Here is a 12,131-nt window from a genome sequence, read left to right as displayed (position 1 = left end):
CCGGGAGGGGCGAGGAATTCCTAGCCGATCACACAACTTGGCCAATCCATTGGCCGACAGACCGAACTCCTTTGACGCCATGGCGAGCGGCCGAGACCAGACCGCGTCATATACGGCTTCTCGGGAAATCTCTTCTCCGTCCGCGTGGGTCATTGGGTCTCTCGGTTGACCAACACGCTCTAACAGATCGCCCATCGACGACAATGTCCCGCCCTGAGCAGGCGCGACCCTGTTAAAGTAGGTACAAGGCTAAACCTGCCGAAGGCTGGCAGCTTCCCGGGCAAGCTTTTCGATCACCCCGCGATCCGGCGCCCCGGGTGGGGCCACCCAGCTGCCGCCCACGCACAGCACGGATGAGATGGCCAGCCACTGGCCCGCGGTGTCCGCCGTGATGCCCCCGGTCGGGCAAAAACGGCAGTGGGCAAACGGCGCGGCCAGCGCCTTCAGCGCCTGCGGTCCGCCCGCTGCCATGGCGGGGAAAAACTTGAAATGGGTGAGGCCCAGGTCAAGTCCGCGCATGATGTCGCTGGCCGTGGCGACCCCAGGCAAAAATGGCGCGCGAGCGGCGATGGCAGCCTTTGCGAGGGGTTCGGTCAAACCGGGAGCGACGATGAACTCGCTCCCCGCATCGAGGGCGAGCGCCAGCTGCGCTGCGTCAAGCACGGTTCCCGCCCCGACAAGCGCGCCCGGCACCGACTTCATGGCGCGGATCGCTTCCAGCGCTACCGGCGTCCGCAACGTGACCTCGATCACGGGCAGCCCGCCTGCCACCAACGCTTCCGCGAGGGGAACCGCATGCGCAAGGTCGTCAATCACCACCACCGGGATGACCGGGGCAGTCCGCATGATCTGGTCGATGGTCAACATCCCCATTTCGACAATTGATGATCTGCCGAGCCCGCATTCGGCGTTGCGTCCGGGCTAGAGAAAGTCCTGCTCACAAGCCGGCCGCCGCCAGCATCGCGCTGGCACCGTGTTCGGCGGAGTCGGCACGATCGCGAAACATCCCGAACAGTTCCCGGCCGGTCCCGTCCTGATCTTCACGCATCGTCGCGGCTTCGCGCCCTGTCAGATCCGAGGTGGTCGAGAGGACGCCGGTCTCCGCGCACAGCCGCACGATGTCGCCATCGCGCAGCAGTGCCAGCGGACCACCACCCAGCGCTTCGGGCGTGCAATGGATCGCGGCAGGCACCTTGCCGCTCGCCCCGCTCATGCGTCCGTCGGTGAGCAGCGCCACGCGATGGCCGCGATCCTGCAGCAGGCCGAGGACCGGGGTCAGCTTATGCAGTTCCGGCATGCCGTTGGCGCGGGGGCCCTGAAAGCGGACGACCACCACCACGTCGTGATCCAGTTCGCCCGCCGCGAACGCCTGCGCGACGGCGACCTGGCTGTCGAATACCCGTGCCGGCGCCTCGATCGTCCACCGCGCCTGATCGACCGCGCTGGTCTTGAAGGTTGCACGGCCCAGGTTGCCCTGAACCAGTCGCATGCCGCCTTCCGGCGCGAACGGGGCAGTCACTGGACGCAGGATTGTCTCGTCCCCGCTAGGCCCCGGGTCGCGCCAGGCAAGATCCTCGCCATCGAGCCAAGGCTCGAGCGCGTAAGCGCCGAGGTCGTCGCCATGCACGGTCATGATGTCGCGGTGAATCAGCCCGGCATCGAGCAGTTCACGGACCACGAAGCCCAGCCCACCAGCGGCCTGGAAGTGGTTCACGTCGTCCGCGCCATTGGGATAGACCCGGGCGATCAGCGGCACCACCTGGCTGAGTTCCGCCATGTCGCTCCAGTCAATCTGGACGCCCGCCGCGCGCGCGAATGCCGGGATGTGAAGCGCGTGGTTAGACGATCCGCCAGTGGCCAACAGGCCGACGGTCGCATTGACGATCGATCGTGCGTCCACGCATCTGTAAAGGGGGCGGTAGTCGGTGCCGGTGCGGGCGATCGCCGCCAGCCGGTGGACCGCAGCGCGCGTAAGTGCCTGCCGCAGCGGTGTTCCTGGATTGATGAAAGCCGATCCAGGAAGCGCCAGGCCCATCAGGTCGAGCATCATCTGATTGGAGTTCGCGGTGCCATAGAACGTGCACACGCCCGGCGAATGATAGCTCGCCGCCTCGCTTTCCAGCAATTCGGCGCGGGTGGCCTTGCCCTCGGCAAAGAGCTGGCGGACCCGCTGCTTTTCCTTGTTGGAGATGCCGGTCGGCATGGCGCCGGCAGACAGGAACATCGTCGGCAGGTAGCCAAACCGCAGCGCGCCGATCAGCAAGCCGGGGACGATCTTGTCGCACATACCCAACATGGCCACGCCATCGTACATCGCATGGCTGAGGCTGACCGCCGTGCTGAGCGCGATCACGTCGCGGCTGAACAGCGACAGCTCCATGCCATCGGTCCCCTGCGTCACCCCATCGCACATCGCCGGGGTCGCGCCCGCCACCTGACAGGTCGCACCAACCTCGCGTGCCCACACCTTCATCTGCGGGGGATAGGCGCCGAACGGCTGATGCGCGGAGATGGTATCGTTGTAAGCGGTAACGATGCCGATGTTGGGACCGGCGCGGCTGGCGATGGACGGCTTGTCCTCCCCCGTCGCGGCGAACCCGTGTGCCAGGTTTGAGCATCCGAGGGCCATGTTGCGATCCGCGTGCGCTTCGCCCTCCCTTTCCATCAGGTCGATGTAGCGCCGCCGGCTGTCAGCCGACCGCTCGATGATCCGCTGGGTGACGCGGTGGACCGTGTCGTTCAGGTTATTCATGCCGGTCACTCATGCCACGTCACCCCGTCGCGCTCCGCCAGTGCAATGGCTGCACTTGGACCCCAGTTGCCCGCGCCATAGCTCCTGGGTTCGAGCCCGCTGTCCGCCCACAGCGCCCGGATCGCGTCGACCCAGCCCCATTGCGCTTCCACTTCATCGCGGCGCACGAACAGCGTCTGATCGCCCTCGATCAGGTCGAGCAACAGACGTTCGTACGCGATCCGGTGCACCGCGCCCGCGAGCGCATCGGGCATCGAGATGTCGAGCGGGACGGGACGCAGGCGAATTCCTTCGCGGTCAAGGCCGGGCACCTTGGCCATCAGCGACATGTGAATGTTCTCTTCCGGCTGGATGCCGATAACCAGTTGGTTGGGCTTGGTCTTCGCGCCTCGGCCGGAGAAGATCGAGAACGGCACGCAGCGAAACTGGACCACGATCTCGGTCACCCGTTCCGGCAGACGCTTACCCGTACGCAGATAAAACGGTACGCCCTTCCAGCGCCAGTTATCGACGTGCGCCTTGATCGCGACGAAAGTTTCGGTCGCGCTGTCCTTGCCGAGTTCTTCGTCGTAGCCCGGCACGGCCTCGCCGGAGATAGCGCCTGCGCGGTATTGGCCGGTCACGGTCTCGCCTTCCGCCACCTTGCGCAAGGAACGCAGCACTTTCACCTTTTCATCGCGCACCGCGGTGGCGTCGAAGCTGGTCGGGGGCTCCATCGCCACCAGCGCGAGCAGCTGGAGCATGTGGTTCTGCACCATGTCGCGGAGCGCGCCGCTGTCGTCGTAATACGCGACGCGGCTTTCCAGACCGACAGTTTCTGCCACGGTGATCTGCACGTGATCGATGTAATTGGCGTTCCAGATCGGTTCGAACATGATGTTCGCGAACCGCAACGCGAGCAGGTTCTGGACGGTTTCCTTGCCGAGGTAGTGGTCGATGCGGAAAATTCGGTCTTCAGTGAAGGCGGCCGCCACCGCGTCGTTGATCTCGCGGCTGCTCTCCAGGCTGGTACCGAGCGGCTTTTCCAGCCCTATCCGCACGTTGTCGCCGGTGAGACCGGCCGACTGCAAGCCGGCGATGGTCGCCTCGAACAGGCTGGGAGCGGTCGACAGAAAAATCGCCAGCCCCTGCGCCGGCGTGCCCAACTTCTTGGCCAGCGCATCGAACCCTTCGAGGGTGGACGCGTCGAGCGACTGGTAGCTCAAGCGCTCGAGAAACGCCGCCATGCCCTGTCGTCGCCCCTCGGGCAGGTGTTTTTCCAGCGCGGCCCGTGCAAAATCGCGAAATTCGGCATCGCTCATCTGCGACCGCGCAGTCCCGACAATCGTAAGACCCGGCGCGAGCAGCCCGTCCTGGGCCAGCGCACACAAGGACGGGAGCAACATGCGCTGTGACAGGTCTCCCGTCGCGCCGAAGAGCAGAAGTCGGTCGGCGGTGAACATCATGTGGTCCGTTTTTCCAGATCCCAAACAGCGCAGTCACCGCAGGATTTACATCAGGCAATCATGGAGGTTGCCGGGCGATTCCTGATGATGACCGGTTACGAGCACAGTTGTTCCCTCAACCAGTCCGCACTGTCCTGCAAAGCTTGGTCGGCCAGCGCCGAAATGCTGACTGCTTCAAGGAAACTGTGCGTAGCACCCCGATAGACTTTGGCCACCACCGGAACCCCGGCAAGTTCGAGCCCCCTGGCCATCTCGTGGTTCTCGTCTGCCAAGATATCGCATTCGGCGATGCACAGGAAAGCGGGGGGCAGGCCGGTCAGATCGGCCAGCAATGGCCTTGCAAGCGGGTCGTCCGATCGGTCTTCGCCGCGATAGTTGCGCCAGAAGGCATCCATCTCGGCGGCTTCGAGCATGTAATTCGCGCTGGAGTAGCGGGCATGGCTGCCGCGCACTTCTTCGTCGAAGGCGCCGTAGTTCAGGATCATGCCGCGCGTGAGCGGTTCGCCGCGGTCGCGGGCGCGGATCATGCTGGCTATCGACAGATTGGCGCCCGCGCTGTCGCCGCCGATGGCAATGCGAGTGCTATCGAGGCCAGCCTCGGCACCATCGGACATCAGCCACCCAAGCACTTCGCCAATTTCCTCCAGCGCCCTCGGGAAACGAGCTTCGGGCGAGAGGCTGTAGTCTATGCCGACCACTGCACAGCCCGCCCGGCCGGCGTATTCGCGCATCAGGCGATCGTGTGTGTCGAGACTAAAGGTCGTCCATCCGCCGCCATGCAGGTACACCAGCGCAGGCAGCATTTTGCCTGCCGCCGGACGGTGTATCCGCACGCGCACCTTGGAGGGGCCGACGAGCCGTTGCTCGGTTGCGGCCATCATGGGTCCACCCTCGCGCCATGGTGCGCGGACGATTTCAGCCGCGGCCCGTTGGCTGGCCAAATCAGTCGCGCCGTCGCCGAGCACTTCGGCAAAGCGCTGGCTGACGCGGCGCACGAACTCGCGCACGTCCGGATCGATGTCATCCCCGTTCAAGCTGCAGCCTTTCTGCGATGGGCACGCCGGGCCGCTACTCGCGACTTGCGCTTCTTCCACCAGATGTAGAGTCCGGTTAGCGATTGCAAAAGCGTGGCCAGTCCCAGCACGAACACCAGTGCGACAGTGACCGGTCCGAAAATCTCCCCGCTGTGAAGCGGATAGACCACCCTGATCGCCTTGAGGCCCATCGTGTCGGTGTACGGGTCAACCTCGTGGCGGTAAGCGCCGGTGTCGGCGTCGACGTAATAATCGACCGGTCCCAGGTTCGAGTAATCGAGCACCCCATCGGGTGAGAATTTGACCCCGTAGAAGTTCCAGTCGGGCAGATAGAGCATGGTGGCTGGCTGCCACTCCAGTCCGGTCCGATCTGCATGCGCCTGGGCTGCGGCGAGCCCCTCAGCCAGCGTCAGCCTGGGATCGGCGGGGTCCCGCGGCGGAGGGTCGCTGTCGAACAGATCATGTTCGAGTGGCCACATCTTCGTCACCGCCGGCGCGTAGAACTCTCCGAAGAAGTTCAACGCGGCGGAGGTCGCGGCCAGGATCAGCAGGAAAGGAAACAGCCACAGCGCGCTTGCCCGATGCAGATCGAGCAGCAAGCGTGGCAGCTTGCTCGACCGACGGAACTGCCAGTTGCGCCACCACGAGCGCCAGAACCCACCGCGCTCTGGAAACGTGAGGTACAAGCCAGCCAGTGACGACAGCAGCCACGCAACGGCGACGGCGCCAAGGAACCACCGCCCCGGAGTTCCGGCCACCAGGTCGAAATGCAGATCAGCCACCCCTTTGATCAGGTGCCGCCTGTCAATCCCGGCGTCGCTGCTTCGCCCGCCGACAAACGCGCCGCTCGCAGGGTCGACGAACACTTCATCGTAAGTCGTCGCCGGTCGGCCCGGCTTGGCTGCGACCGACAGCGGGATCGTGCGTTGCTCGCCGGGATGAAGGGGGAAGCTGAGAATCTGCAGATCGGGATTGGCAGCTGCCCAGCGCGAGACGGCGCGAACGCTCGCTTCAGCGGTCTCGGCGGTGCTTTGCGCATAAAACAGATCGGGGTTCAGGGCGCGGTCGATCGGTCCGCGGAACACCAGCACGCAGCCGGTGAGCGAGGCGATTACCAGGAACGCCAGCGTGGCTAACCCCGTGTATCGGTGGATCTGCAACAGCGCAGCGCGCAACATGTCCGGGTTCATCCTTGTTCCGCGTTGTCGAGGCGGCTGCCAGTGCTGGAACGCGAATGAAGACCTACAGCGATGGACGGCTATTGCAATCGGTTTGCAATAGCATATCAGGCGAACCTGACGGGCGGCGGCGAGGATGCGCCGCTGTGTACGCGATTCGGTTCGATGTCGGCAGCGGACGAAGGTTCTGAGCCGATGCGATCTATGGACACACGAAGGGGGCGCTCGATGCGCAAGGTCTCAAGTCTTACCTCGAGCACGGCGCTGGTTTCCGTGGCATCGATCCTGTTCGTCTCGGCTCCGGCAAACGCACAGGACGGTCCGAGCGAAACGCCCGGCAGCGGGGGAACCGAAACAGTTGCGACCACCGATGCAAACGGTGAGCGGATCATCGTTGTCACCGCGCGGAATTATGTTCCGCAGGGTGCGTCGACCGCCACCAAAAGCGACATTCCGCTGGTCGAAACCCCGCAGTCGATCAGTGTCGTGACCCGTGACCAGATCGATTTGCTTAACTTCATCGATGCGCAGCAGGCGGTCCGTTACATCGCTGGGGCCACCGGCGAAAATTACGGACCCGATCTGCGGTTCGATTTCATCCAGGTTCGCGGCTTTCCGCCCAAGCAGTTCATGGATGGCCTCGCGACCCCGGTCACGACCACGATCTTTTCGAACGGCATTGACCTTTATGCCTTCGAAAGCCTCGACGTCCTCAAGGGACCGGCCTCGGTTCTTTATGGCAGCGCCCCCCCGGGAGGCATCTACAACCAGACCACGCGCCGCCCGTCGAGCGACTTCGGCAGCGAAGTTTCGCTCAAGTATGGGGAGGACGATTACAAGCAGTTCGCCATGACCGCGACCGGCGCGGCGACTGACTGGCTGGACCTGCGCGGCACGGTGATGGTCCGCGATCGCGACGCCGAACGCGATTTCGTGCGCGCCAAGCGGGTCTATGCAGCGCCCGCCGCGACTGTGCATCTGGGACCGGACACCAGACTGACGGGCCTCGCGTATTATCAATATGACGAGGTGAACGGCGACACCAACGGCTTCCTGCCGGTGGAAGGAACGCTGCTGCCCAATTCCAACGGCCCGATCCGTCGCGACGTCAATCTGGGTGAGCCCGATTACAACCGGTACGAACGCACCCAGTGGGGCGCGGGGTTCGAGCTGGCTCATGATTTCGCCGGTAGCTGGAACGCCACAGTCAATGCGCGATGGTCAGACTACGCCGAAACGCAGGATGTCATCTACAACGCGTTCCTCAACGCTGATGGCCGCACGGTCACCCGGTCGATCTTCCCCTACGCCGAAGACGTGAACGCGTTCGGGGTCGACGCCCGCGTGGCGGGCAAGTTCGGCACCGGAGGCATTGAGCACAATCTGCTCGCCGGCATCGATCACCGGACAGTCTCCAACGAAGCCTACTTCGGCTTCCTGTTCGCCGCCGGCGGCACGATCGACATCTACGATCCGGTCTATGGGGCGGAGGCGCCCTATCCGCGGCCCGCGATCGATATTCCGTACACCGACCAGAACCTCAATCAGACGGGCGCCTACATGCAGGACCAGCTCGCGATCGGCGGTCTGCGCCTGTTGCTGTCGGGTCGTTACGATTGGGTCGATCTGGAAACCTTCGGCGCTGCGTCCGACCAGCACAAGTTCACCTGGCGTGCGGGCGCGAGTTACGTGACCGCGTCCGGCCTGGTGCCGTACGTATCGTACGCGACATCGTTCGAGCCCACACTCGGCGTCAGTGCGAGCGGTGCTGCGTTCCGGCCCACCACCGGTGAGCAGATCGAGGGCGGCATCAAGTATGATGGACGCGCCCTGGGTCCGGACGTCGACCTCCTCGTCACGGCGTCGTTGTTTCAGATCAAGCAGCGAAATGTCGCGAGCGCGTCGTATGGCCCCGTCACCGCGCCTCCGCTGGGTTCCACTCAGAGCGGGGAAGTCGAAGTGCAGGGCGCAGAGCTTGAGTTCGTGGCCCGCCTCCGCAACCAGCTCGCGCTCAACGGCTCGCTGTCTTACACCGACAGCGAAGTGACCGAGAGCGAAGTGGCGGTCGAGATCGGCGCGCCGCTGCCGGTCACGCCCAAGTACAAGGCTTCGCTGTTCGCCGATTACACCTTCCAGCGCGGGGCGCTGGGCGGGTTCGGGTTCGGTGCCGGCATCCGCTATACCAGCAAGAGCGCAGGCAGCCTGCCGGGTCCGTTCAACCCGCTGGTCTACGTGAGTGACAGTTCGACCCTGTTCGACGCGATCGTGCACTACGACTTGCCGGAATGGCGGTTCGCGATCAACGGCTCCAACATCTTCGACAAGCGCTATGTCGCGCGGTGCGCCGGGCCGAATAACTGTACGTTTGGCGCGGGCCGGCAGGTTATCGGAACCGCGACGTACAAGTTCTGACCGCACGGAAGGTTCGCATGATGACAGGCCGGCAACTGGTGCTTTCGGTTGCCGGCGTTGTTCTGGCCGTGTCACTTTGCGGGACTGCCACGGCCCACGGTCCTCCGGGGCTTGAGACCGCGCCGCCTGTGCAAGTGGCCGACCGGCTTGCGCCGGTCGAGCAGCGCGTGTCGGGGCTTCCGCCCGTGCCGCCTGCGCAGCCCGGCCAAACGCTGCCCTTGCAGCCGACCCGGACCATCGCGTTCGAGGTGGATGAGGCGACCGGACTGCAGCCCGATCTGTCACCCGACGGCCGGACGCTGGCGTTCGCGATCCTGGGCGACATCTACGTGCTCGGCGCCAATGGCGGGCGGGCACGGGCGATTACTCATGGCCTGCCGGTGGACACTCAACCGGCGTTCTCGCCTGATGGCCGCTGGATCGCTTTTCTGTCCGACCGCTCGGGTGCGGAGAACTTGTGGGTCATGCGTCCTGACGGCAAGGATGCGCGCCAGGTCACGCTGCACGATGACGATCCGATCTTCGTCTCGCCTTCCTGGACCGCCGACGGCACCGGGCTGCTGGTCTCGCGGTACTGGCCTGACCGGAACGCGTATGAACTGTGGCGCTATCCCGTGTCCGGGGGCGCGGGCGAAGTGGTGGTGGCAAACCGGACGCAGGGCACCGGCGGGCCGGTCCAGCACGCACTCGGCGCCGTCGCCTCGGCGGACGGCAAGTGGTTTTACTACGCCGCGCGCGGCGGTGATCTCGACTTCGCGGAGCCGGTCGAGTGGCGCATCGCGCGCATGCCTGCCGCTGGCGGCGCGGCCGAGACGCTGGTCAAGGCTGTCGGGGACGTCCGCCTTGGCAAGGTGCAGGCCAGCGCCTTCCGTCCCGCCGTCTCGCACGATGGCCGGCTGCTTGCTTACGCCGAACGGCGCACCGGACGAACGTGGCTGCGGCTGCGCGACCTTGCTACGGGCGCCGAGCGCGACCTCACCCAGCTTGACCCGGACTCGCTACAGGCGTCGTACTGGAGCGACATCGCGCCTCGCATGGCGTTCACGCCCAACGACGACGCGGTCGTATTCACGCGAGGCGGCAAGCTGGCCCGTATTTCACTGCGCGATGGCACGGTGGCCCCGATCCCGTTCACCGCGCAAGTCGAGCAGCAGCTCGGACCTTTGACCCACGCACCGGCCAGAGTCGAAACCGGACCGGTACGGGCGCGTATCGTGCAAACTCCCGCGCTTTCACCCGACGGGCGCACGTTCGCATTATCGGCGCTCGGGCGGGTCTACGCGATGCCGGCGTCAGGCGGGGCTCCAACGCCGGTTGCCGACGGTCTGCCTCCGCAGTTCCATCCCTCGTGGTCCGCCGATGGCAAGCGTCTGCTGTTCGTTACCTGGACCGCGCTTGAAGGGGGCCACGTGTGGGAGGTGCGACCCGGAGAGGGCTCGCCGAAGCGGCTGACCAGCCAGGATGCGTTCTACACGCACCCCGTTTACACGCCGGATGGCGGCGTGGTGGCGGTTCGCTCTCCCAGCGCGGAGCGGCGGGCGCGCTATGTTGAGTTCGGCCAGATCCGTGAAGCAGAGCTGGTCTCGCTGACCACCGGCGAAGTGCTGGCCCGCGGTAACCTGGGCGGTCAGCCGCACTTCCTGGCGGACGGCACGCTGCTGATCAATCGAGCCGACGGGGTCCACGACGCAAAGGACGACCGGCTTGCCGCGCGGGTCGTCGGGCCCAATTGGTATTTTGCCGAGGGTCCGGCACCTGCCGATGACCTTCGCGTCAGCCCTGACGGCCGCCAGGCCTTGGCGCAAATCGCGCAGCAATTGTACCTCGTTCGCCTTCCGGAAGATGGTTCATCCGTCGACCTGTCCGACCCGGCCGCATCCACACAGAAGCTGACGAGCGAAGGCGCCGATTATTTTGGCTGGAGCGGCGATGGGCGCGAGATTTTCTGGTCGCTCGGCCCGACCATCTGGCGGCGTCCGGCCGCTGGCGGCGCAGTCACGACCGTCGACGCCATCGTCACGATCCCGCGCGACGTTCCCGCAGGGCACCTGCTGTTGCGCGGAGCCACCGTGCTGACGATGGGCGCAGCAGCAGCGGTCGAGAACGCGGACCTGCTGGTCAAAGACAACCGGATCGCGGCCATCGGGCCGCGTGGCTCGTTTCCAGTGCCGCCGGGCACGCAAGTGCGCGACATCGCCGGCCGGTATGTCATTCCGGGGCTGATCGACGTCCACGATCACGTGGCCGACATTCGCCGCGACGTGCTGGATTTCGCGCCCTGGGGTCCAGCGGCGAACCTCGCTTATGGCGTCACCAGCGCGTTTGACCCGTCGACGCTCACGATTGACATGCTCGCCTATCAGGATGCGCTGGATGCCGGCCTTGTTGTCGGCTCGCGGATCTTCTCAACCGGGACCGCGATCTTCGGGTTCAACGATTTCCGGTCGCCTGAACAGATTGACGCTGTCCTGCGGCGGTATCGGGACCGGTATGGCCTGACCAACGTCAAGATGTATCGGTCTGGCAACCGCCGGGTACGTCAATGGATTGCCGAGCGCGCACGGGCGCTGGGATTGCAGCCCACCACCGAAGGGGCGCTGTCGGCCAAGCTCGGTCTCAGTCATATCCTCGACGGGTTTGCGGGCAACGAGCACGCCATCCCGCCGCCGGTGCTGTACGACGATTTCGTGCAGCTGCTGGCGCGCAGCGGCACGAGTTATGACCTGACGTTGCAGATCACGCACGGCGGCTACCCTGCGCAGGATTTCTTCATCGCGCGGGACGCACCCCACGGGGATGCGAAATACGCCCGGTTCGCGCCAGCGTGGTTTCGCGATCAAAAGCTCTGGCAGCGGGAATGGCGCGACCCGTCCGCCTATCTATTCCCCACGATCGCCGCCAGCGCGCTGGCCGTGAAGCGGGCAGGGGGCCTGGTGTCGATCGGTGCGCACGGAGAGGTGCCGGGCCTGGGCACCCACTGGGAGATGGAGGCGCATCAGATGGGCGGGTGGACCCCGGCGGAAATCCTGCGATCCGCTACTATCGACGGCGCCCGCACTATCGGGAGAGAAGCGGATCTGGGGTCGATCGAACCGGGCAAGCTGGCCGATCTGGTGGTGCTCGACAAGGATCCCCGGACCGACATCACCAACGCGCGCGCGATCGCCTGGGTGATGAAGAACGGGCGGCTTTATCACGGCGATGACCTGGCCGAAGTGTGGCCCGATTCGAAGCCGCCGCCGGTCTTCTGGTTCAGCACTGCCGGAACTTCCGAGGCGACGGAACGATGAACCCGCTCGCTTTTTCCTGA

General features: G+C 65.2%; 7 protein-coding genes. 2 read left to right on the top strand and 5 right to left on the bottom strand.

Annotation, left to right across the window (positions count from 1 at the left end; all coding sequences use genetic code 11):
* Nucleotides 1–249 precede the first annotated feature (249 nt).
* The 5 genes from eda to C0V74_RS06735 all read right to left on the bottom strand — a co-directional run bounded on the left by eda (nucleotide 250) and on the right by C0V74_RS06735 (nucleotide 6,409).
* A complete protein-coding gene (gene eda / locus C0V74_RS06755) occupies nucleotides 250–873 on the bottom strand; it encodes a bifunctional 4-hydroxy-2-oxoglutarate aldolase/2-dehydro-3-deoxy-phosphogluconate aldolase (protein ID WP_210413389.1) in 624 nt (207 codons plus the stop codon).
* 64 nt (nucleotides 874–937) lie between these two features.
* A complete protein-coding gene (edd, locus tag C0V74_RS06750; protein WP_143252203.1) occupies nucleotides 938–2,752 on the bottom strand; it encodes a phosphogluconate dehydratase in 1,815 nt (604 codons plus the stop codon).
* Nucleotides 2,753–2,757: 5 nt separating this feature from the next.
* The gene (gene zwf, locus C0V74_RS06745) at nucleotides 2,758–4,197 is read right to left on the bottom strand and encodes a glucose-6-phosphate dehydrogenase (RefSeq protein WP_143251132.1); all 1,440 of its coding nucleotides are present in this window, start codon (nucleotides 4,195–4,197) and stop codon (nucleotides 2,758–2,760) included.
* Nucleotides 4,198–4,292: 95 nt separating this feature from the next.
* Nucleotides 4,293–5,231, bottom strand: a complete 939-nt coding sequence (locus tag C0V74_RS06740) for an alpha/beta hydrolase (RefSeq protein ID WP_143251131.1) — start codon at nucleotides 5,229–5,231, stop codon at nucleotides 4,293–4,295.
* Nucleotides 5,228–6,409 carry a PepSY-associated TM helix domain-containing protein gene (locus C0V74_RS06735; protein WP_168194170.1) on the bottom strand — a complete coding sequence of 394 codons (1,182 nt, stop codon included), beginning with the start codon at nucleotides 6,407–6,409 and terminating at the stop codon, nucleotides 5,228–5,230. The genes C0V74_RS06740 and C0V74_RS06735 overlap by 4 nt, the downstream gene beginning before the upstream one ends.
* Nucleotides 6,410–6,637: 228 nt before the next feature.
* Between C0V74_RS06735 and C0V74_RS06730 the strand changes: the two genes are divergently transcribed.
* Entirely contained in the window at nucleotides 6,638–8,821 is a 2,184-nt protein-coding gene (locus tag C0V74_RS06730; RefSeq protein WP_143251129.1) for a TonB-dependent siderophore receptor, read from the top strand.
* Nucleotides 8,822–8,955: 134 nt separating this feature from the next.
* Nucleotides 8,956–12,111, top strand: coding sequence for an amidohydrolase family protein (locus tag C0V74_RS06725; protein WP_168194169.1), 3,156 nt, complete (start codon nucleotides 8,956–8,958; stop codon nucleotides 12,109–12,111).
* Nucleotides 12,112–12,131 lie beyond the last annotated feature (20 nt).

The organism is Altererythrobacter sp. TH136 (genome assembly GCF_007065885.1).
Taxonomy (GTDB): Bacteria; Pseudomonadota; Alphaproteobacteria; order Sphingomonadales; family Sphingomonadaceae; genus Tsuneonella.
This window is presented reverse-complemented; position numbering and strand designations above follow the sequence as displayed.

Excerpts from the sequence above, each read along its gene's own strand:
- eda (WP_210413389.1), bottom strand. The coding sequence starts at position 873 with ATGGGGATGTTGACCATCGACCAGATCATGCGGACTGCCCCGGTCATC.
- edd (WP_143252203.1), bottom strand. The coding sequence starts at position 2,752 with ATGAATAACCTGAACGACACGGTCCACCGCGTCACCCAGCGGATCATC.
- zwf (WP_143251132.1), bottom strand. The coding sequence starts at position 4,197 with ATGATGTTCACCGCCGACCGACTTCTGCTCTTCGGCGCGACGGGAGAC.
- C0V74_RS06735 (WP_168194170.1), bottom strand. The coding sequence starts at position 6,409 with ATGTTGCGCGCTGCGCTGTTGCAGATCCACCGATACACGGGGTTAGCC.
- C0V74_RS06730 (WP_143251129.1), top strand. The coding sequence starts at position 6,638 with ATGCGCAAGGTCTCAAGTCTTACCTCGAGCACGGCGCTGGTTTCCGTG.